The following is a 21126-nucleotide window of genomic DNA, read 5'->3' on the forward strand; positions in this document are numbered from 1 at the left end:
CTCAGGCGCCCCTGCTCAGGCGACGCGGCGCACCCGGTAGGCCGTGCCGGGGCCCGCGTCGTGGGGCGCCTCGCCCAGGTACTCCTGGCCGCGCATCTCGCACCAGGCGGGGATGTCGAGGCGGGCCGCGGCGTCGTCCGCCAGGACCGTGATCACCCCGCCGACCGGCCCCCCGCCGATGGCGCGGGCCAGTTCGATGACCGGCACCGGGCAGCGCTTGCCCAGCGAGTCCACGGTCAGGTCCCCGCCCGGCCCCTCGGCCGCGGACCCGACCGTGGACCCGCCGCCCGTGACGGCGGGCGGCGGCGCCAGCTGCTCCCGCACCGAGGCCACCGCCCCCGGCAGCACGGCGAGGAAACGCTCCACGTCCGCCGCCGCCGTCCCCGGCGGGAGCGAGACCCGCACATTCCCCTCCGACAGCACGCCCATGGCCGCCAGCACATGGCTCGGGGTCAGGGTGCTCGACGTGCAGGAGGAGCCGGAGGAGACGGCGAACCCCTCCCTGTCCAGCGCGTGCAGCAGCGCCTCGCCGTCCACGTAGAGGCAGGAGAACGTCACGGTCCCCGGCACGCGTTCCTCCGGGTCGCCCACCACCTCCACGTCCGGCACCAGTTCGGGCACCCGCGCGCGGATCACGTCCACCAGTCCCCGCAGCCGCGCCGCCTCGGCCCCGGCCTCCTGCCGGACGGCGCGCAGCGAGGCCGCCGCCGCGACGACGGCCGGGATGTTCTCGAAGCCGGGTGCCCGCCCGGACTCCCGTTCGTCCGACGGCTGTCCCGGCGCGAACCGCACCCCCTTGCGCACCACGAGCAGGCCGACACCGGGCGGCCCGCCCCACTTGTGCGCGCTGGCCGCCAGCAGCGACCACGCGCCGTCCACCGGGCCCCAGGGCAGCGACTGCGCCGCGTCCACCAGCAGCGGCACCCCGGCCTCCGCGCACACCTCGGCGATCTCCGGGACCGGCTGCCGGGTGCCCACCTCGTGGTTGGCCGACTGCACGCAGGCCAGCGCGGTGGGCCCCGGGGCGTCACGCAGCGCGGCGGCGACCGTCTCGGGTGCCACCCGCCCGGTCCGGTCCACGCCCAGCTCCGCCGATGTGCCGCCCGCGGCGCGGTGCGCCCCGGCGGCGTGCAGTACCGCCGAGTGCTCGACCGCCGAGACCAGCAGGTGGCGTCCGGCCCTCGCGCGCCCGGCCAGCGCGCCCGCGATCCCGGCGTGCAGGGCGCGCGTCCCCGAGGGCGTGAACGTCAGCTCGTCCGGGCGGCACCCCACCGCCTCGGCCGCCGCCTCCCGGGCCGCGTCGAGCAGCAGCCTGGCCCGCCGCCCCTCCCGGTGCGGCCTGGCGGGGTCGGCCCAGCCGTCGTCGAAGGCGGCGAGCAGCGCCTGCCGGGCCACGGGGTGGAGCGGAAGGGAGCCGGCGGCGTCGAAATAGGGCACGGCAGGAACGGTAGCGCCGCGGCGGCCCGCCCCGGGAATCCCCTGGTCGGGCGCGCACGCCGGCTCCGCGCGCCGCCACGCCGCGTTGACGCACCCTCCCCGCGTGGGGCCGGAGGGCGTCCAGTAGGGTTTGGTCCGCATAAACATCCAAACCCCTGCCCCGTCAGGGCCGGCCCCCGCTCCGCGCGAAGGCAGCCCGGACCGAGGGCGAGACTCTCGGGAAGGCGCTACGTGAGTCCCAACGGCTCCGACCGCTCGTCGCGGCGCCCGAAGCGGCGGATCCTGCCGCAGGCGCTGATCGCGGGCCTGGTCCTGGCGACCGCCACAGGTTGCACATCCGAGGACTTTCCCCGTCTCGGCATGCCCACCCCCATCACGGAGGAAGGGCCGCGCATCCTGTCCCTGTGGCAGGGCTCCTGGGCCGCCGCGCTGGTGACGGGTGTGCTCGTCTGGGGCCTGATCCTGTGGAGCGTCTTCTTCCACCGGCGTTCCAGGACCAAGGTCGAGATCCCCCCGCAGAACCGGTACAACCTCCCCATCGAGGCGCTGTACACGCTCGTCCCGCTGATCGTCGTCTCGGTGCTCTTCTACTTCACCGCGCGCGACCAGACCGAGCTGCTCGAAACCTCCGACGAGCCCGACCACATCATCAACGTGGTGGGCTTCCAGTGGAGCTGGGCGTTCAACTACATCGAGCCCGTCGGCGCCTCCGACAACGACGCGCGCACCGCCCCCGAGCTGTCCTCCATCCCCGACCGGATCGCGGACCGCTTCCCGGAGAACGCGGACGGCGTCTACGAGGTCGGCACGCCGGACGACCGGAACCCGGACACCGGGAACCCGGGGCCGACGCTGGTCCTTCCCGAGGGTGAGACCGTGCAGTTCGTGCTGACCTCGCGGGACGTCATCCACTCCTTCTGGGTCGTGCCGTTCCTGATGAAGCAGGACGTCATCCCCGGACACACCAACGTCTTCGAGGTGACCCCGGACCGGCAGGGCACCTTCATGGGCAAGTGCGCCGAGCTCTGCGGCGTCGACCACTCCCGCATGCTCTTCAACGTCGAGGTCGTCTCCCCCGAGGAGTACGACGCGTACCTGGACGACCTCGCGGAGCGCGGCAACACCGGCTACCTCCCGGCGGGCATCGAGCAGACGGACGCCGCCAGGAACGCCGAGACCAACGAGGGGCAGTCGTGAGTATCCTCGAACGCAATCAGGGGCCCGAGGGCGCGGAGCAGGACCAGGAGTCGGACGTCACTCCGGCCCCGCGGGCGCCCCGCCGCCATGAGCCGGGCTCCGTGGTGGTCAAGTGGCTGACGACCACCGACCACAAGACGATCGGCACGATGTACCTGCTGACGTCGTTCCTCTTCTTCATCGCCGGTGGCGTGATGGCGCTCGTCATGCGCGCCGAACTGGCCAGGCCCGGCAGCCAGGTCGTCTCGAACGAGCAGTTCAACCAGCTGTTCACCATGCACGGCACGATCATGCTGCTGCTCTTCGCGACCCCGCTGTTCGCCGGGTTCACCAACTGGATCATGCCGCTCCAGATCGGCGCGCCCGACGTGGCGTTCCCGCGGCTGAACATGCTGGCGTACTGGCTGTACCTCTTCGGCGGCCTGCTGGTCGTCGCCGGCTTCTTCACCCCGCAGGGCGCGGCCAGCTTCGGCTGGTTCGCCTACTCGCCGCTGTCGGACGCGATCCGCTCGCCCGGCATCGGCGCCGACATGTGGGTCATGGGCCTGGCACTCTCCGGCTTCGGCACCATCCTCGGCGCGGTCAACTTCATCACCACCATCATCTGCATGCGCGCGCCCGGCATGACGATGTTCCGGATGCCGATCTTCACCTGGAACGTGCTGCTCACCGGTGTGCTCGTGCTGCTGGCCTTCCCGGTGCTCGCCGCGGCCCTGTTCGCCCTCGCCGCGGACCGGGTCTTCGGGGCGCATATCTTCGACGCGTCCAACGGCGGAGCGATTCTCTGGCAACATCTCTTCTGGTTCTTCGGCCATCCAGAGGTGTACATCATCGCCCTGCCGTTCTTCGGCATCGTCTCGGAGATCATCCCGGTGTTCAGCCGAAAGCCGATCTTCGGCTATATCGGTCTGGTCGCCGCGACGATCACCATCGCGGGGCTGTCGGTGACGGTGTGGGCCCACCACATGTATGTCACCGGCGCGGTGCTGCTGCCGTTCTTCTCGTTCATGACCTTCCTCATCGCGGTTCCGACCGGTGTGAAGTTCTTTAACTGGATCGGCACGATGTGGAAGGGATCGCTCAGTTTCGAAACGCCGATGCTCTGGTCGGTCGGCTTCCTGATCACCTTCCTCTTCGGTGGTCTCACCGGCGTGATCCTGGCCTCGCCGCCGCTCGACTTCCACGTCTCGGACACCTACTTCGTGGTGGCCCACTTCCACTACGTGGTCTTCGGAACGGTGGTCTTCGCGATGTTCGCGGGCTTCCACTTCTGGTGGCCCAAGTGGACGGGCAAGATGCTGGACGAGCGCCTGGGCAAGATCACGTTCTGGACGCTGTTCATCGGCTTCCACGGCACGTTCCTCGTGCAGCACTGGCTGGGCGCCGAGGGCATGGTCCGCCGGTACCCCGACTACCTGGCGGCGGACGGCTTCACCACGCTGAACACCATCTCCACCATCAGCTCGTTCCTGCTCGGCATGTCGATGCTGCCGTTCTTCTACAACGTCTGGAAGACGTGGAAGTACGGCGAGAAGGTCGACACCGACGACCCGTGGGGCTACGGCCGCTCGCTGGAGTGGGCGACCTCCTGCCCGCCCCCGCGGCACAACTTCCTCACCCTGCCCAGGATCCGTTCCGAATCGCCGGCCTTCGACCTCCACCACCCCGAGGTGTCCGCGCTCGACCAGCTGGAGAACGACGCCCGCCACGAGGCCGAGGCGCTCACCGGAAAGGAGGCCGGCCAGTGAGGATCCAGGGGCACCTGTTCAGCTGGATCGCCGTCTTCATGCTCGCCGTGGCGATCGTCTACGGCGTGTGGTCGAAGGAGCCGGTCGGCACCACGGCACTGTTCCTCTCCTTCTCGCTGTCGGCGATGATCGGGTTCTACCTGCTCTTCACCGCCCGCCGGGTCGACACGGGGGCGCAGGACAACAAGCAGGCGGACGTCGCCGACGACGCGGGCGAGGTCGGGTTCTTCAGCCCGCACAGCTGGGCCCCGCTGGCGCTCGGCCTCGGCGGCCTGTGCGCCTTCATGGGCCCGGTCTTCGGCTGGTGGTTCCTGTACTTCACCGCCCCGCTGGTCGGCGTCGGCCTGTGGCTGTGGGTCTTCGAGTACTACCGCGGCGAGAACCAGAACCAGTAGGCGGACCGCGCCCGCGCGGCCCCCACGGCACGGCCCCCGGAGGGATCCCCCTCCGGGGGCCGCCCGTTTGCAGCAGGCCAGCGCGCCGTCACCAGGCGTTATCCGTAATTTGTGGCTATGAGCCACACAACCCGCATAAAACTGGGCGCCGTGCTGATACTCGCCCCCCTGCTGGCCGGTCTCACCTCGTGCGCGGGCGACGACAAGCCCCTGGCGGCCGATCCGTACGACGCCGTGGGGCAGCTGTCCTTCGGCGAGGCCGACGGTGAGAAGGCCACCGACATCAACCCCGACAAGCCGCTGAAGATCAGCACCAAGGGCACGGGGACCCGCATCACCGACGTGGCCGCGCTGGACGCGGCCGGGCGTCCCCTCTCCGGCGAGCTGTCCGCCGACGGCCGCGGCTGGCACAGCACCTCGCCGCTGGCGGCCGACGCCACGTACACCGTCCGGGTGAGCACGGAGAACGGCAGCGGCGCCCCCGGCAGGGGCGTGCACACCTTCACCACGCGCGCCTCCGGAGGCAAGCGTCTCAACGTCTCCTTCGGCCCGGAGGCGGGCACCTACGGCGTCGGCCAGCCGGTCACCGCGGAGCTCAGCCGCAAGGTCAGCGACCCGGCCGAACGCGCCCTGGTCGAGGGCGCGTTGACGGTGACCTCCGAGCCCCGCGTCGAGGGCTCCTGGCACTGGGTGGACGACAAGCAGCTCCACTACCGGCCCGAGGAGTACTGGCCGGCCGACGCCCGCATCTCGGTGACCTCCAACCTGCTGGGCCTGCCCATACGGGACGGCCTGCGCGGCGGGGCGGGCGACCCCCTGGAGCTGAAGACCGGGGACCGGATCGAGGCCGTCGCCGACATCAGCGGGCACACGATGACGGTCTCGCGCAACGGCGAGGAGCTGCGGACGATCCCGATCACCACCGGCAAGGAGGGCTTCGCCACCCGCAACGGCAAGAAGGTCATCCTCGGCCAGGAGCAGAGCGTGCGCATGACCGGCACCAGCATCGGCATCGCGGCGGGCTCCGCCGAGTCCTACGACCTCAACGTCACCTGGGCCTCGCGGCTCACCTGGAGCGGCGAGTACGTGCACGCGGCCCCGTGGTCGGTCGGCTCCCAGGGCTCGGCCAACGTCAGCCACGGCTGCACGGGCATGTCCGACGCGAACGCCCAGTGGCTCTTCGAGCTGGTCAAGCCGGGCGACGTGGTCGAACACATCAACGGATTCGGCGAAGAGATGACGCCGTTCGACAACGGCTTCGGCGACTGGAACCTCTCATGGGAGGAGTGGCAGGCGGGCAGCGCCCTGCACGGCTCCTCGGGAGACCCGGGGGAGCAGGCCACCCCGGCCTCGGGGCGCCTCCGTCCCCGGGTCTGACCCGGCGGTCCGGCCCGGCGGGACGGGAGGCGCGGCGGCTCAGACCGCGGAAGGGAGCCTGTGACGCAGCAGCGCGGCCAGCGAGGCCGCCAGCTCCAGGGGGTCCAGCGGGTGCGCCACGGTGGCCTCGGCCCGGCTCCAGGTGGCCAGCCAGGCGTCCTGGGGCCGGCCGATCAGCAGCAGCACCGGCGGGCACGCGAAGATCTCGTCCTTGATCTGCCGGCACACGCCCATCCCGCCGACCGGGGCGGACTCCCCGTCCAGCACGCAGGCGTCGATCCCGCCCACCTCCAGGGCGGACAGGACCGCGGGCAGCGTCGCGCACTCCAGGTACTCGACCTCGGGAACGTCGGCGGCGGGGCGCCGTCCGGCGGCGAGCCGCACCTGCTCGCGGGTGTTGGTGTCGTCGCTGTAGACCAGCACCGTTGCGGTGCGCTCCATCGTTCCTCCGCGAGGCGGGCCGGGGCCCGTCCTGTCCGTCCGGGCTGCTGTCCTTGCGGCGGATGCTACTCCGTCCCGCGCGCCCGTGGGCAGGGAGGAGGGGGCCCGCGGGGAGGGGACACACCGAACCCGACCCCGGGGGCGAGCGCCGGAAAAGCGACCGACATAATGACGGCGTGGCGACAGCAACAGCAGCAGAATCCGGGCACGCGATCCCTTCGGTCAACCGGCCGAACGTCACCAGCGTCGGAACCGTCATCTGGCTGAGTTCCGAGCTGATGTTCTTCGCGGCCCTCTTCGCGATGTACTTCACCCTGCGCTCGGTGATGGGAGCGGAGCACTGGCAGGAGAACGCCGACGCGCTCAACCTCCCGTTCTCTGGGACCAACACCGTGATCCTGGTGCTCTCCTCGCTCACCTGTCAGCTCGGCGTGTTCGCCGCCGAGCGCGGTGACGTGAAGAAGCTCCGCTCGTGGTTCATGGCCACCTTCGTCATGGGCGCCATCTTCATCGGCGGACAGGTCACGGAGTACGTGGAACTGGTCAAGCACGAGGGCATCTCGCTCTCCTCCGGCCCCTACGGGTCGGCGTTCTACCTGACCACCGGCTTCCACGGCCTCCACGTCCTCGGCGGCCTGATCGCGTTCCTGCTCGTGCTCGGCCGGACCTACGCGGCCAAGCGCTTCACCCATGAGCAGGCCACCACGGCCATCGTCGTGTCGTACTACTGGCATTTCGTCGACGTCGTCTGGATCGGCCTTTTCGCCACGATCTACCTGATCCAGTAGCCGGCCGGCGCGCACCTCTCGGGCACGCACGCACACCTCAAGCACCGACGCAGAAGATCCTGACACCGGGGTAATCCGTGAAAAAGCTTTCCGTACGACGGCGCCATCCGCTGGCGGCGCTCGTCGTCCTCCTCCTCGCGCTGGCGGCCACAGGGGGGCTGTACGCGGCGCTCGCCCCCGCCGAAGAGGCGCAGGCGCAAGCCTCGGCCCAGTCGCTTGCCATCGAGGAGGGCAAGAAGCTCTACGACGTGGGCTGCTCCAGCTGTCACGGCACCGGCGGCCAGGGCGGCAGCGACGGACCCAGCCTGGTCGGCGTCGGCGCCGCGTCCGTGGACTTCCAGGTCGGCACCGGGCGCATGCCGCTCCAGCAGCCCGGCCCGCAGGCCGAGGAGAAGCCGGTCTCGTACACGCAGGCCGAGATCGACCAACTGGCGGCGTATGTCGCCTCCCTGGGCCCGGGGCCCACCGTGCCGGACGAGTCCGCCTACGACCCCGCCGCCGGCAATGCCGCGGAGGGGGGCGACCTCTTCCGTACGAACTGCTCCCAATGCCATAATTTTACGGGTCAGGGCGGAGCTTTGACCCACGGTAAGGAAGCACCCGCGCTCGACAACGTCGATCCTCTTTACATCTACGAGGCCATGGTGACCGGACCGGCCAACATGCCCTCCTTCCCCGACTCGACGCTGCCGGAGGAGGCCAAGCAGGACATCATCGCGTGGCTCCACGAGGTCAATACCGCGAACTCCCCGCAGCCAGGCGGCTTCTCCCTCGGCGGCTTCGGACCGGTCAGCGAGGGGCTCTTCGCCTGGACGTTCGGCATTGGCGGGCTCATCGCCGTGGCCGTGTGGATCGGAGCCAGGACCACAAAGGCGAGGAAGTCATGAACAGCCGTACTGATCAGACCGCACCGCGCAACGAGTCCGGTGAGCTCCTGCCGGACCAGCGCGACAGCGGTGTGGTGGCGGAGACCGGGGCCCTGGTCCCCGACCCGGGGCTGCCGCCGCACGAACCGAGAAGGCAGGACATCGACGAGCGGGCGGCCCAGCGCTCCGAGCGCACCGTCGCGTTCCTCTTCACGCTGGCCATCCTGGCCACGGTGGGCTTCGTCGCGGCCTATGTGGCGATCCCGATCGACCGCATCGTCTTCATCTTTCCCTTCGGGCACATCAGCGGACTGAACTTCGCGCTCGGCCTCACCCTGGCCGTCGCGCTCTTCTGCGTCGGCGCGGGCGCCATCCACTGGGCGCGCACCCTGATGTCCGACGAGGAGTTCGCCGAGAACCGGCACCCCATCGAGGCCACCGCCGAGGTCAGGGAGGAGGTCTTCGAGGAGTACCAGCAGAGCGCCGTCGAGTCGACGATGGGCCGCAGGAAGCTCGCGCGCAACACCATGCTCGGCGCGCTCGCCGTGGTCCCGCTCACGGGTCTGGTCCTGCTCCGGGACATGGGCCCGCTGCCCGAGGACAAGCTGCGGCACACCGCCTGGCGCAAGGGCTCGCTGATCATCAACGAGGCCACGTTGCAGCCGCTGCGTCCCGAGGACATCACGGTCGGCTCCCTCACCCAGGCCATGCCCGAGGGCCTGGACCCGCACGCTGAGAACTTCCACACCGAGATCGCCAAGGCGGCGGTCATGCTGGTCCGTCTGGAGCCGGAGGACATCAAGAGCCCGCGCTCGGCCGAGTGGGGCCACGAGGGCATCCTCTGCTACTCGAAGATCTGCACCCACATCGGCTGTCCCGCCACCCTCTACGAGCAGCAGACCCACCACGCGCTCTGTCCCTGCCACCAGTCGACGTTCGACCTGGCCGACGGCGCGCGGGTGCTCTTCGGTCCGGCGGGCCACCCCCTGCCGCAGCTGCGCATTACGGTGAACGACGAAGGGTTCCTCCAGGCGCTCGGCGACTTCGAGGAGCCCCCCGGCCCGAGCTTCTGGGAGCGCGGATGAGTATCGCAGTCAAGCCCTCGAAGTCCAGGGGCAAGGCACCGGCGGGCGAGAAGATCGCCGACTGGGCCGATGGCAGGGTGGGCCTCTACGGCATGGCCAAGTACGGCATGCGCAAGATGTTCCCCGACCACTGGTCCTTCCTGCTGGGTGAGATCTGCCTCTGGACCTTCACCATACTGATCCTGACCGGCGTCTACCTGACGCTGTTCTTCGTCCCGAGCATGGCCGAGGTCGAGTACAGCGGCAGCTATGTGCCGATGCAGGGCGTCATGATGAGCGAGGCGTACGCCTCGACGCTCGACATCAGCTTCGACGTCCGCGGCGGCCTGCTGGTACGGCAGATCCACCACTGGTCGGCGCTGATCTTCATCGTCGGCATCATGTGCCACATGTCGCGGGTGTTCTTCACCGGCGCCTTCCGCAAGCCCCGCGAGCTCAACTGGCTGTTCGGCTGGACGCTGTTCATCCTGGCGATCTTCACCGGCCTCACCGGCTACTCGCTCCCGGACGACCTCCTGTCCGGCACCGGCCTCCGGTTCATGGAGGGGGCCATCCTCGCCACACCGGTCGTCGGGACCTATCTCACCCTGTTCCTGTTCGGCGGGGAGTTCCCGGGGCACGACGTCATCCCGAGATTCTTCGTCTTCCATGTGCTGTGGCTGCCGGCGCTCATGGTGGCGCTGGTGACGGCCCACCTGATCCTGATCTTCTACCACAAGCACACGCACTGGGCGGGTCCGGGCAAGACCAACGAGAACGTGGTCGGGATGCCGCTCCTGCCGATCTACACCGCCAAGGCCAGCGGCTTCTTCTTCCTGGTCTTCGGTGTGATCACGGCCATCGCGGCGACCGTCACGATCAACCCGGTCTGGGTACTCGGTCCTTATCGGCCGGACGCGGTCTCGACCAACGCCCAACCGGACTGGTATCTGGGCTTCTCCGAGGGCTTGGTCCGGATGATGCCTGGCTGGGAGTGGGTGATCCCAGGCGGTTATACGATCAACTTCGGACTGTTGATCCCGATGACCGTCTTCCCGCTGATGCTGGTGCTGATCGCGGTCTATCCGTTCTTCGAGTCGTGGCTCACCAGGGACAAACGCGAGCACCACCTCACGCAGCGACCACGGAACTCGCCCACCCGCACCGGGCTCGGCGTCGCCTGGCTGACCTCCTACGTGGTCACGCTGATCGCGGGCGGCAACGACGTGTGGGCCGTCAACTTCAACCTGTCGATCAACGCGCTCACCTGGTTCTGCCGGGTCGCCTTCTTCGTCCTGCCGGTGCTCGCGTTCGTCGTCACGCGGCGGATCTGTCTCGGCCTCCAGCGCCGGGACCGGGACAAGGTGCTGCACGGGCGCGAGACCGGCATCATCAAGCGGCTGCCGCACGGCGAGTTCGTCGAGGTGCACGAGCCGCTGTCGGCCGAGCAGCTGTACACGCTCACCGCGTACGACCAGTACAAGCCCGCCGAGCTCCCCCCGGCGACGGACGAGAACGGCGTGGCGCGCAAGATCGGCCCGCTGGAGCGGGTGCGCAGCCGCATCAGCCGGGGCTACTTCGGCGAGCAGGCGCAGATCCCGAAGCCGACGGGCGAGGAGTACAAGGCCATCACCAGCGGCCACGAACCCCACTGAGTCCGGCGCCCCCGGCGCCCCGGCACTCGCGTCCCGAAGGCCGTGCCCCCCGCCCGTGCGGGGGGCACGGCCTTCGCCGTGCCCATGCCCGCCTCCCCGCTCCCCGCCTCCCGCGGCGGCGTCCGCAGTGCGGATATCGCGGCACCGCCGGGCCCCGGCGCCGCTAGGCTCGGGGCCGATCAGCAGTCCGATCGGCCAGCCGACTCGCCAGGAGTGATTCCCATGAGCGTTGTGACCCCCGCCGGAGGCGACACCGCGGCGGCGCACACCTGGCCCGACGTGCTGACGGCGCTGGTGGCCGGGCGGGACCTCACCACCGAGGCCGCCGCCTGGGCGATGGACAGGATCATGACCGGCGAGGCCACCGACGCGCAGATCGCGGGCTTCGCGGTGGCGCTGCGGGCCAAGGGCGAGACCGTGGACGAGGTGGGCGGCCTGGTCCGCACCATGTACGAGCACGCCCACCTGATCGAGGTGCCGGGGCCCACGGTGGACATCGTGGGCACGGGCGGCGACCGGGCCAGGACGGTGAACATCTCCACCATGGCCGCCGTCGTCGTCGCCGGCACCGGCGCCACGGTCGTCAAGCACGGCAACCGCGCCGCCTCCAGCGCGAGCGGCGCCTCCGACGTGCTGGAGCAGCTCGGCGTGAACCTCGACCTCACCCCCCAGCGGGTCGCGGAGGTGGCGGCCGAGGCGGGGATCACCTTCTGCTTCGCCGTGAAGTTCCATCCGGCGCTGCGGCATGTGGCGTCGGCGCGGCGCGAGCTCGGCATCGCCACCCCGTTCAACTTCCTGGGCCCGCTGACCAACCCGGCCCGGGTCGGCGCCCAGGCGACGGGTGTCGCGGACGCCAGGATGGCCCCGATCATGGCGGGCGTGCTGGCGGAACGGGGCACCTCGGCGCTGGTCTTCCGCGGCGACGACGGCCTGGACGAGCTCACGATCACCACGACGTCCACGGTGTGGGTCGTGCGCGACGGGAAGGTGCGCGAGGAGACGTTCGACCCGCGTGACGTCGGGGTCGCGTACGCGCCGGTCGAGGCGCTGCGCGGCGCGGACGCGGCGCACAACGCGGCGGTCGCGCGCCGGGTGTTCGCGGGGGAGAAGGGCCCGGTCCGCGATGCCGTCCTGATGAACGCGGCGGCGGCGCTGGCCGCCCTGAACCCGGCGGACGTCCCCCTGTGCGACCAGATCGCGTCGGGCATGGAGAGGGCCGCCGCCTCGATCGACAGCGGCGCCGCGGGTGCCCGCCTCGACGGGTGGGTCGCCGCCACCCACGCCTGACCCGCGGCGCGGGGGTCACTCCAGGCCGATGGCGAAGGCCGCTTCCAGGTCGTGCTGGGAGTAGGTGCGGAACGCGATGTGGGTCTCGGTGGACTCCACGCCGGGCACCTTGCTGATGCGGGCCGGGATCACGTCGGCGAGGTCTTCGTGGCGGGGGACGCGCACCATGGCGATAAGGTCGTGGGGGCCGGTCACCGAATACACCTCGCTGACACCCTCCAGCGCCGCGATCTGCTCGGCGACCTCAGGGACGCGGTCCACGCTGGTCTTGATGAGCACGATCGAAGTGATCACGACGGGCCTCTCCTGCTGTGCGGCGGACGCGGTACGCAGGGCACACCTTAGCCCGCGGCGTGGGCCGCGACGGCTACCAGGCCGTAGGGTGAAGTGGATAACGGTAGGGCTGATGGACGGTGCGAGCGGTGGTGGATCCCACGGATGGTGAGGCGGAGCCGGTCGAGGCCCTCGACCGCCCCCTGCCCGAGCGGGTCCGGCACCGGGTCGTCCTCCTCGCGGCGGACGCGTTCTCCAGCCTGACGGTCGCCGAGCTGCCCGCCACGTTGCGGCAGTATGCCCGGTTCACGCCCTCCCGTCGGGTGAAATTCGGCGGCAGTTCCATGGCCGCCGCCCTGGAGAGCGACACCGCCTTCCGGCAGCGCGTCGCCGCCCGGCTGAGGGAGGCCGAGCCGGAGTTGGCCGAGGCCGTCGAGCAGGGCTCCCCGCCGCCCGCCGCGGACCCCGTGGAGGTGGCGGCGGCGGCGTTCGTGCTGCGCCCGCCGGGCTGGTCCAAGCTGGTGGCCGCCGCGGGCGAGGAGGCGCAGCGCGTCCAGGACGAACGCGCCGAGCGGGAGCGCGAGCTGGAGCTGACGCGGCTGCGGGAGGAGCTGGCGCAGCTGCGCTCCGCCGCCCGCACCGAGGGCGACCGGCTGCGCGGTGAGCTGGAGGCGGCGCGCAAGGAGACCGACGCCGTGCACCGCAAGCTGCGCTCCGCGGTGGCGGACGTGCGGCGGGGCGAGGCGGCGGTGCGCAAGCTGCGGGCCGAGCTGGACGAGACGCGGGCCGAGGCGGCGAGCGCGAGGGCCGCGGCGGACGGCGAGGCACGGCGGCTGCGGTCGCGGCTGACCCAGGCCGAGTCGGCGCTGGAGGCGAGCCGCAAGTCGGTACGCGAGGGCCGCGGCATCGAGGACATGCGGCTGCGGCTGCTGCTGGACACGGTGCTCGACGCGGCGCAGGGCCTCCGGCGTGAACTGGCCCTGCCGCCTGCGCGGTTGAAGCCCGCGCAGACCGTCGAGGCCGTGGAGCCGGGCGGGATGACGCCGCAGGACATCGCGCACCGGGCGCTCGCGGAGGACGATCCGGCGCTGCTCGACCAGCTGCTCGCGCTGCCGCAGGCCCACCTGGTCGTGGACGGCTACAACGTCACGAAGACCGGCTATCCGACGCTGCCCCTGGAGAAGCAGCGGCTGCGGCTGCTCGGCGGCCTCGCGGTCCTCGCGGCCCAGACGGGCGCCGAGATGACCTGCGTGTTCGACGGGGCCGAGCTGGCCGCGCCGGTGCTGGTCTCGCCGCCGCGCGGGGTGCGCGTGCTGTTCAGCAAGCCGGGGGAGACCGCCGACGAGTTGATCCGGCAGCTGGTGCGCGCCGAGCCCAGGGGGCGCCCCGTGATGGTCGTCTCCGCCGACCGCGAGGTGGCCGACGGCGTCGCCGCCGCCGGGGCGAGGCCCGTCGCGTCGGCGCTGCTCGTTAAGCGGCTTGCGCGTGCGTGAGGCGTGATCCGCCCCTATCGGCAGTAGTTGGTGCGTTACGCCCGACTCGCCCGCCACGGAGGGTGCGGAATCGATCGCCGCTCGTGTGAGGTAAGTAAAATATGGCCGCAGGGATTTGAAGGATCGAAACCCCTCTCGCTAGGGTCAGGGCTCGAACCTCCGCGCGGTAGACCATCCATCCGGGGTGGGCCGTGGAGGAACCGCCGAATCCGTGGATGTTGCGCGGAGCCGGGGATCCGTCCCCCACGCCCGGCAGGCGGCTGAGGAAGAAGGAGCTCGCCCCAGTGGCGTCCCACCGTCGTCCCAAGCAGCCGAGCCGCGCCCGCATGACCCTCTTCGGCGCCACGGCTGCCGCCGCCACCGTCGCCATATCGACGCAGACCGCTCAGGCCGAGCCCGGCCAGAGCATCGACGAGGTCCAGGAGGAGGTCGACCGCCTCTACGAGGAGGTCGGCTCCGCCACCGACGAGTACAACGGCGCGCAGGAGCGGGAGGACGAGCTCCAGGAGGAGGTCGAGAGCCTCCAGGACGCCACCGCCCGCGGTCAGCAGGAGCTCAACGACCTGCGCTCCAGCCTCGGTTCCGTCGCCTCGGCCCAGTACCGCAACGGCGGCGTCGACCCGTCGGTGCAGCTCTTCCTCTCCTCGGACCCGGACGCCTATCTGGACCAGGCGTCCACGCTGGACCAGGTCAGCGGCAAGCAGGCCGAGACCCTGCGGCTGATCGAGGACCGCCAGCGCACGCTGGACCAGCAGCGCGACGAGGCGGGCGACCGGCTGGCCGAGCTGGAGGAGGTCCGCGGCGAACTGGAGGACCGCAAGGACGAGATCCAGGGCAAGCTCAGCGACGCCCAGGACCTGCTGAACCAGCTCACCGCGGAGGAACAGGCCCAGATCGCCGCCGAGGAGGCGGCCGAGGCCGCCGAGGCGGCGGACCGCGCCAGCCGCGACGGGGGCAGGGCCGTCCTCGACGGCACGGGATCCTCCTACGGCGAGGCGGCCCTGTCCGCCGCCGCGGGCAAGATCGGCTCGCCCTACGTCTGGGGCGCCACCGGGCCCAGCTCGTTCGACTGTTCCGGCCTCACCTCCTGGGCGTTCAGCCAGGCCGGCGTCTCGCTGCCGCGCACCTCCCAGGCGCAGGCCGGGATGGGCACCGCGCTGGGCATGAGCGAACTCGCCCCCGGCGACCTGGTGTTCTACTACAGCGACCTGCACCACGTGGGCATCTACGCCGGCAACGGCCAGATCATCCACTCCCCGCGCCCCGGTTCCTCCGTCGAGTACCTGGGCGTGGACGTCATGCCCTTCCAGTACGGCGTCCGGGTCGGCTGACCCCCGCCGCCCCGCTGGCTCCATCCAGGTGATTCGGGGTCGTCCGCGCGCCGTCGCGCCCCCGCGTTGACCTGCGGTTGCGTGATCGGGCCCCGGCGCCCCGGCGTTGCCGATCGCCGAGTCCCGGCGTAGCGCCGCTACATTCTGCTCCCCTCAGGTAACCCACCGAAGGGAGCGGCCCGTAGTGGTCTCGCATCGACGTGATCCGCGCGCCCGCACGAGAAGGGTGGCCAGGCTCGGCGTGCTGTCCGCAGCCGCGACCGCTGCCGCGGCCATGGGCGCCGTCCCGGTCCTTGCCGAGCCGGGCGCCCCGCCCGCCGACAGCACCGAGGCGTCCCGGCAGATGGACGTCGTCTTCGCCGAGGCCGAGCGGGCCGTCGAAGCGTACAACGGTGCCGCGGAGCGGGTGGCGGAGCTGACCGAGGAGTTCGAACGCCACCGCGACCGCGTGGCGGACGGGCAGGAGACGGTCAACGAGAAGCGGCACGGGCTCGGTTACGTCGCCGCGGCCCAGTACCGGGCGGGCGGCCTCGGCCCCGCCGTGGCGCTGATGCTCTCCGCCAGCCCCGACACGTATCTGGAGAGGGCCACCGCCATCGACCGGATGGGCGACCGGCGGGCCGTGGAGCTGCGCGAGCTGCTGGCCGCCCAGCGCAGCCTGGAGCAGCGCCGCCAGGAGGCGGGCGACAAGCTGGCCCAGCTCACCGGGGAACAGGAGCGCCTGGAGCGACACAAGCGCACGGCACAGCGCAAACTGGCCCTCGCGCGCCGTCAGTACGAGGAGCTCTCCGAGCGCGAGCGCCGTGAGCGCGAGCGTGAGCGGGAGCGCGCCGACCGTTCCGCCGTGCGCGAGGAGCCGGCGGCGGCGACCCCCGCGGCGGCACCCGAGGAGGGCGGCCCGGCCTCGGGCCGCGGCGCCACCGCGGTGGCCGCGGCCCGAGGCGCCGTCGGGCGCCCCTACGCCTGGGGGCAGGCCGGTCCGGACGCGTTCGACTGCTCGGGGCTCACGCAGTGGGCCTACGCGCAGGCGGGGGTGGCGCTGCCGCGCACCTCGCAGGGGCAGGCCGGCGCGGGCCGGAAGGTGTCGCTGTCCGAGGCGCGACCTGGGGATCTCGTCATCTACCGGGCCGACGCGAGCCATGTGGGAATGTACGTGGGAGGCGGCCAGATCGTGCACTCCCCGTACCCGGGGGCACAGGTGCGTTACGAGGCGGTGGGAATTCTTCCCGTCTCCTCGGTCGTCCGGCCATGAGGAGCCTGGGTATCGTCTCGTCCGATGCGTAAGACGTTGATTGTGACCAATGATTTCCCGCCACGGCCCGGAGGAATCCAGGCGTTCCTGCACAGCATGGCGGTCCGGCTCGATCCGCAACAGGTGGTGGTCTACACCTCCTCCTGGCGCGGGGACCCCGAACAGGGTGGAACAACCGTCGAGTTCGACGCGGACCAGCCGTTCCCGGTCATCAGGGACCGCGCCAACCTGCTGCTGCCGACGCCGGCCGTCCGGAGGCGGGCCACCGCGCTGTTGCGCGCCCATGGCTGTACCGGAGTGTGGTTCGGCGCGGTGGCGCCGCTGGGCGCGATCGCGCCCGCGCTGCGCGCCGCCGGCGCCGAGCGGATCGTCGCCACCACGCACGGCCACGAGGCCGCGTGGGCCCAGCTGCCCGGCGCACGCCGTCTGCTGCGGCGCGTCGGCGAGTCCACCGATGTGATCACCTACCTCGGTGAGTACACGCGGAGCCGGATCGCCCGCGCGCTGACCGCGGAGGCGGCGGCCCGCATGGTGCAGCTGACGCCCGGCGTGGACGAGAAGACGTTCCATCCGGACTCCGGCGGCTCCTCGCTGCGGGCCGCCATGGGTCTCACCGACCGTCCCGTGGTGGTCTGCGTCTCCCGTCTCGTGCCGCGCAAGGGGCAGGACACCCTGATCCGGGCGATGCCCCGGGTGCTGGCGGCCGAGCCGGAGGCGGTGCTGCTGGTCGTCGGCGGCGGCCCCTACCGGGAGGACCTGGAGAGGCTGGCCGCCAAGGTGGGCGTGACGGCCTCGGTCCGTTTCACCGGGCCCGTTCCCTGGGAGGACCTGCCCGCGCACTTCGGCGCCGGTGACGTCTTCGCCATGCCGTGCCGCACCCGGGCCGGCGGGCTGGACGTCGAGGGCCTGGGGATCGTCTACCTGGAGGCGTCCGCGACCGGCCTCCCGGTCCTCGCCGGGGACTCGGGGGGCGCCCCCGACGCGGTCGTGGAGGGCGAGACCGGCTGGGTCGTGCGCGGCGGCGAGGAGACCGCCCCGCAGGAGACGGCGGACCGCCTGATCACCCTGCTGCGCGACCCCGAACTGCGGCGGCGCATGGGCGAGCGCGGCCGGGCGTGGATCGAGGAGCGCTGGCGCTGGGACTCGCTGGTCGAGCAGCTGAGGGAGCTCCTCGACTAGGGGCGGCCGGGGTGGTTGGCCGTGGAGCCCGGTCTTGGTGGTGGTCGTGGTCGTCAGCGGTACAGGGCGTCGATCTCGTCCGCGCAGTCCTCGGCCACCACATGGCGCTTGAGCTTGAGCGAGGGCGTCAGGTGGCCGGACTCCTCGGTGAACCGCCCCGGCAGCACGCGGAACTTCCGCACCGACTCGGCGCGGGAGACCGCCGCGTTGCCGTCGTCCACGGCCTCCTGGATCGCCGCGAGCAGCAGCGGGTGGGTGAGCAGCTCCTCGCGGGGCAGCCCGCCGAGGCCGCTGCGCTCCGCCCACCGCCCCAGGAACTTGTCGTCCACCGTGATCAGCGCCCCGACGAACGGGCGGCCGTCGCCGACCACCATGCACTCGGCCACCAGCTCGTGGGCGCGCACGCGGTCCTCGATGACGGCCGGGGCGACGTTCTTGCCGCCGGCCGTGACCAGGATCTCCTTCTTCCGCCCGACCAGGGTCAGATAGCCGTCCTCGTCCAGGGACCCGAGGTCGCCGGTGTGGAACCAGCCGCCCCCCATCGCCTCGCGGGTGGCGCGCTCGTTGTTGAGGTACGCGGTGAACAGGTGCTCGCCGCGCACCAGCACCTCGCCGTCCTCGTCGATGCGGAGCGTCGCGCCGGGCAGCGGGAGGCCGACGGTGCCCATCCGGGGCGCGTCGCAGGGGTTGAACGCGGTGGGCGCGCAGGTCTCGGTCAGGCCGTAGCCCTCCAGGACGGTGATGCCGATGCCGCGGTAGACGTGCCCGAGGCGCTCGCCGAGCGGGGCGCCCCCGCAGATGGCGTGCGCGGCCCTGCCGCCGAGCACCGCCCGCAGCCGCCGGTACACCAGCCGGTCGTACGCCGCCCGCCGTGCCCGCAGCAGCGGGGAGGGGCCCCGGGGGGCGTCCAGGGCGCGGCTGTAGGCGGCGGCGGTGGCGGCGGCGCGGTCGAAGAGCCACCCGGCGTGCCGCTCCCTGGCGTCGGCGCGGGCCGAGTTGAACAGCTTCTCGAAGATGCGGGGCACCCCCAGGATGATCGTGGGGCGGAACGTCGCCAGGTCCTCGGTCAGGGAGTGGACGTCCGGCACATGGCCGAGCCTGACCGGCGCGAGCAGGGCGGCCACCTCCACCATGCGCGCGAAGACGTGGGACAGCGGCAGGAACAGCAGCACCGAGGCACCCTCGGCGCGGAACAGCGGCGTGGTGGTCGCCAGGATGTTGCCGCAGACGGCGAGGAAGGCGCGGTGCGTGAGCACGCAGCCCTTGGGGCGCCCGGTGGTGCCCGAGGTGTAGATGACGGTGGCGGGGGAGTCCGCGTCCAGGGCCGAGGTGGTGGCGTCGAGGTCCGCGTCGGCCACGTCGGCGCCCGCGGCGGTGAGTTCGGCGACGGCGCCGCCCCCGGGCCCGTTCACGCCCTCCTCGCGCCGGTCCTCCTCGCGGTGACCCTCCTCGCGGTCGAGGACCCAGACGCGGGCCAGCTCCGGCAGGTCGCCCGCGATCCGCCCGACGCGGGCCCGGTGCCGCTCGTTCTCCACCACCAGGGCCCGCGCGCCCGAGTCCCGCAGGACCCAGGCGATCTGGCCGGGCGAGCTGGTCTCGTACACCGGGACGCTGACCGCGCCCACGGTCCAGATGGCGAAGTCCAGGAGCGTCCACTCGTACCGGGTCCTGGACAGCAGGCCCACCCGCTCACCGGGGCGCACGCCCGAGGCCAGCAGCCCCTTGGCGACGGCCCGCACCTCGTCGCGGAACCGCACCGCGCTCACGTCCTCCCACGTGCCCCCGGGGCGCTTGCGGGCGAGGACCGCCGCCCCGGCGTGGCGCTCCGCGTTGGCCGTCAGCAGCTCGGGCAGGTGCCCGGTGGCGGGGACCCGGTACCGGGCCGGCAGGCTGAACTCGCGCACCATTGCTCCTCGTCTGTCATGGTCCGAACCCCTTTGGCAGCCTACTGCGCCGCTCCCGTGCGGGGTGGTGCCGCGGCTCGCGGTAGCCTTCCCCCGAACGGCAGCGGCGGATCAGCGCGAGGAGCCACGGCGATGGCCGAACACACCAGGTCGAGCATCACCATCGAAGCCACGCCGGCCGATGTCATGGCGGTGATCGCCGACTTCGGCCGCTACCCCGAGTGGACCGGCGAGGTGAAGGAGGCCGAGGTCCTCGGCACCGGCGCCGACGGCCGCGCCGAGCAGGTCAGGCTGCTGCTCGACGCCGGGGCCATCAAGGACGAGCACACCCTCGCCTACACGTGGAGCGGCGAGCGCGAGGTGAGCTGGTCGCTGGTGAAGTCCCGGATGCTGCGCGTCCTGGACGGCTCCTACCGGCTGGCCGCGGCCCAGGGCGGCACGCGGACGGAGGTCACCTACCAGCTCACCGTGGACGTCAAGATCCCGATGCTGGGCACCATCAAGCGCAAGGCCGAGAAGGTCATCATCGACCGCGCCCTCGACGGCCTGAAGAAGCGCGTCGAGTCCATCCCCGGCCGCGCCGAGCGGGCCTGAGCCGCATGCCGGAGGGGGCGGGCCGCACGCTGTTCGTCCTGGGTCCCGCCGGAGACGGCTCCACCACCGTCGCGGCCGCCACGGCCCTGGCCGCCGCCCGCGACGGGCACGAGGCGCTTCTGCTGAGCCCCGCGCCCCCCGCGCGGCTGGCCGCCCTCCTCGGCGCCGTTCCGCCCGCGCGCCCCGCCGAGCCCCTCGCCCTCGCCCCCCGCCTGTTCGCCTCCGGGATCGACTCCGCCGCGCTGTTCCGCTCCGCGGTCCTCGCCGCCCAGCGCCTGGCCCGGCCCGCGCTCGACGCGCTGGGCGCCGGGACCCTGGACGACGACGAGCTCACCGAACTCCCGGGCGCCGCCGAGGCGGCGCGGCTGGCCGCGCTGCGCGCGGCCCGCGCCGCCGCCCCTGAGCGCCTGATCGTCCTCGACCTCGGCTCCGCCACCGAGGCCGTCAACCTGCTGGCCCTCCCCGGCCGGCTCCGGCGCTATCTGCGCCGCCTGCTGCCCGCCGAGCGCAGGACCGCCCGTGCGCTGCGCCCGCTCCTCGCTCAGCTCGCCGGGGTGCCGATGCCCGCCGAGGGCCTCTACGAGGCCGCGGAGGGCTGGGAACGGGCCCTGGACGACCTCCTGTCCGTCATCGAGGGCCCGGGTGCCGCCGCCCGCCTCGTCCTCGACCCCGGCGAGCGCTCCGCGGGCACCGCGCGGACCACCAGGGCCGGGCTCGCCCTGCACGGCCTGCCCGTCGAGGCGGTCGTCGCCAACCGGCTGCTGCCCACCGGGTCCCGCGACCCCTGGCTCGCCGCCCTCGCCGAGCGGCAACGGGCCACCCTCGACGCGTTCCTCCGTCAGGCC

19 protein-coding genes are annotated in these 21126 nt (G+C 72.1%); 15 read left to right on the forward strand and 4 right to left on the reverse strand.

Features of this window, described 5'->3' with window-relative positions; all coding sequences use genetic code 11:
* Positions 1-15 precede the first annotated feature (15 nt).
* Positions 16-1437: a cysteine desulfurase/sulfurtransferase TusA family protein gene (locus tag ADY01_RS04995; protein WP_049566087.1), complete on the reverse strand. Its 1422-nt coding sequence runs from the start codon at positions 1435-1437 to the stop codon at positions 16-18.
* Between the two features lie 231 nt (positions 1438-1668).
* On the opposite strand from ADY01_RS04995, the gene coxB reads away from it, so the two are divergent.
* The 4 genes from coxB (at position 1669) to ADY01_RS05015 (ending at position 6154) form a co-directional block, all read left to right on the forward strand.
* Positions 1669-2634 (forward strand): cytochrome c oxidase subunit II, encoded by a 966-nt coding sequence (gene coxB / locus ADY01_RS05000; protein WP_049566090.1) that lies wholly within the window; start codon positions 1669-1671, stop codon positions 2632-2634.
* A gap of 101 nt (positions 2635-2735) precedes the next feature.
* Positions 2736-4382, forward strand: coding sequence for a cytochrome c oxidase subunit I (gene ctaD, locus ADY01_RS05005; RefSeq protein WP_107081642.1), 1647 nt, complete (start codon positions 2736-2738; stop codon positions 4380-4382).
* Positions 4379-4777: a cytochrome c oxidase subunit 4 gene (locus tag ADY01_RS05010; protein ID WP_049566098.1), complete on the forward strand. Its 399-nt coding sequence runs from the start codon at positions 4379-4381 to the stop codon at positions 4775-4777. Before ctaD ends, ADY01_RS05010 begins: the two co-directional genes overlap by 4 nt.
* 117 nt (positions 4778-4894) lie before the next feature.
* On the forward strand, positions 4895-6154 hold the full coding sequence (locus tag ADY01_RS05015) for a L,D-transpeptidase (protein ID WP_049566104.1): 1260 nt from the start codon (positions 4895-4897) through the stop codon (positions 6152-6154).
* 39 nt (positions 6155-6193) lie between these two features.
* Here ADY01_RS05015 and ADY01_RS05020 read toward each other — a convergent pair whose 3' ends face one another.
* Positions 6194-6595: a hypothetical protein gene (locus tag ADY01_RS05020; RefSeq protein ID WP_049566107.1), complete on the reverse strand. Its 402-nt coding sequence runs from the start codon at positions 6593-6595 to the stop codon at positions 6194-6196.
* A gap of 176 nt (positions 6596-6771) precedes the next feature.
* On the opposite strand from ADY01_RS05020, the gene ADY01_RS05025 reads away from it, so the two are divergent.
* From ADY01_RS05025 to trpD, 5 genes are all read left to right on the forward strand, one after another.
* Entirely contained in the window at positions 6772-7383 is a 612-nt protein-coding gene (locus ADY01_RS05025; RefSeq protein WP_049566110.1) for a cytochrome c oxidase subunit 3, read from the forward strand.
* Between the two features lie 77 nt (positions 7384-7460).
* Positions 7461-8270, forward strand: a complete 810-nt coding sequence (locus ADY01_RS05030; protein WP_049566113.1) for a c-type cytochrome — start codon at positions 7461-7463, stop codon at positions 8268-8270.
* Positions 8267-9334, forward strand: coding sequence for a ubiquinol-cytochrome c reductase iron-sulfur subunit (locus ADY01_RS05035; protein ID WP_078900016.1), 1068 nt, complete (start codon positions 8267-8269; stop codon positions 9332-9334). Before ADY01_RS05030 ends, ADY01_RS05035 begins: the two co-directional genes overlap by 4 nt.
* On the forward strand, positions 9331-10968 hold the full coding sequence (locus ADY01_RS05040; RefSeq protein ID WP_049566114.1) for a cytochrome b: 1638 nt from the start codon (positions 9331-9333) through the stop codon (positions 10966-10968). The genes ADY01_RS05035 and ADY01_RS05040 overlap by 4 nt, the downstream gene beginning before the upstream one ends.
* A gap of 222 nt (positions 10969-11190) precedes the next feature.
* Positions 11191-12255 (forward strand): anthranilate phosphoribosyltransferase, encoded by a 1065-nt coding sequence (gene trpD / locus ADY01_RS05045; protein ID WP_049566117.1) that lies wholly within the window; start codon positions 11191-11193, stop codon positions 12253-12255.
* 15 nt (positions 12256-12270) lie between these two features.
* On the opposite strand, the gene ADY01_RS05050 is transcribed toward trpD, so the two are convergent.
* Positions 12271-12549: an Lrp/AsnC family transcriptional regulator gene (locus ADY01_RS05050; RefSeq protein WP_049566120.1), complete on the reverse strand. Its 279-nt coding sequence runs from the start codon at positions 12547-12549 to the stop codon at positions 12271-12273.
* A gap of 131 nt (positions 12550-12680) precedes the next feature.
* On the opposite strand from ADY01_RS05050, the gene ADY01_RS05055 reads away from it, so the two are divergent.
* The 4 genes from ADY01_RS05055 (at position 12681) to ADY01_RS05070 (ending at position 17783) form a co-directional block, all read left to right on the forward strand.
* Positions 12681-14021: an NYN domain-containing protein gene (locus tag ADY01_RS05055; protein WP_078900017.1), complete on the forward strand. Its 1341-nt coding sequence runs from the start codon at positions 12681-12683 to the stop codon at positions 14019-14021.
* Between the two features lie 284 nt (positions 14022-14305).
* On the forward strand, positions 14306-15352 hold the full coding sequence (locus ADY01_RS05060; RefSeq protein WP_049566127.1) for an NlpC/P60 family protein: 1047 nt from the start codon (positions 14306-14308) through the stop codon (positions 15350-15352).
* Between the two features lie 184 nt (positions 15353-15536).
* The gene (locus ADY01_RS05065; protein WP_049566132.1) at positions 15537-16604 is read left to right on the forward strand and encodes an NlpC/P60 family protein; all 1068 of its coding nucleotides are present in this window, start codon (positions 15537-15539) and stop codon (positions 16602-16604) included.
* Between the two features lie 24 nt (positions 16605-16628).
* Entirely contained in the window at positions 16629-17783 is a 1155-nt protein-coding gene (locus ADY01_RS05070; protein ID WP_049566136.1) for a glycosyltransferase family 4 protein, read from the forward strand.
* A gap of 53 nt (positions 17784-17836) precedes the next feature.
* Here the strand turns inward: ADY01_RS05070 and ADY01_RS05075 are convergent, their stop codons facing one another.
* Complete coding sequence (locus ADY01_RS05075; RefSeq protein WP_049566168.1) at positions 17837-19687, reverse strand: AMP-dependent synthetase/ligase; 1851 nt, start codon at positions 19685-19687, stop codon at positions 17837-17839.
* 132 nt (positions 19688-19819) lie between these two features.
* Between ADY01_RS05075 and ADY01_RS05080 the strand changes: the two genes are divergently transcribed.
* Positions 19820-20281, forward strand: a complete 462-nt coding sequence (locus ADY01_RS05080) for an SRPBCC family protein (RefSeq protein WP_049566139.1) — start codon at positions 19820-19822, stop codon at positions 20279-20281.
* A 5-nt stretch (positions 20282-20286) separates the two neighbouring features.
* On the forward strand, positions 20287-21126 hold an 840-nt coding region (locus tag ADY01_RS05085), incomplete at its 3' end, for an ArsA-related P-loop ATPase (protein WP_049566143.1).

The organism is Streptomyces sp. SBT349, assembly GCF_001083795.1.
In the GTDB taxonomy this organism is placed as follows: Bacteria; Actinomycetota; Actinomycetes; order Streptomycetales; family Streptomycetaceae; genus Streptomyces.

What these genes read in the sequence shown, in the direction of transcription:
- ADY01_RS05035 (WP_078900016.1), top strand. Translation starts at nt 8,267, where the DNA reads ATGAACAGCCGTACTGATCAGACCGCACCGCGCAACGAGTCCGGTGAG.
- ADY01_RS05015 (WP_049566104.1), top strand. Translation starts at nt 4,895, where the DNA reads ATGAGCCACACAACCCGCATAAAACTGGGCGCCGTGCTGATACTCGCC.
- ADY01_RS05040 (WP_049566114.1), top strand. Translation starts at nt 9,331, where the DNA reads ATGAGTATCGCAGTCAAGCCCTCGAAGTCCAGGGGCAAGGCACCGGCG.
- ADY01_RS05020 (WP_049566107.1), bottom strand. Translation starts at nt 6,595, where the DNA reads ATGGAGCGCACCGCAACGGTGCTGGTCTACAGCGACGACACCAACACC.
- ADY01_RS05070 (WP_049566136.1), top strand. Translation starts at nt 16,629, where the DNA reads ATGCGTAAGACGTTGATTGTGACCAATGATTTCCCGCCACGGCCCGGA.
- ADY01_RS05080 (WP_049566139.1), top strand. Translation starts at nt 19,820, where the DNA reads ATGGCCGAACACACCAGGTCGAGCATCACCATCGAAGCCACGCCGGCC.
- trpD (WP_049566117.1), top strand. Translation starts at nt 11,191, where the DNA reads ATGAGCGTTGTGACCCCCGCCGGAGGCGACACCGCGGCGGCGCACACC.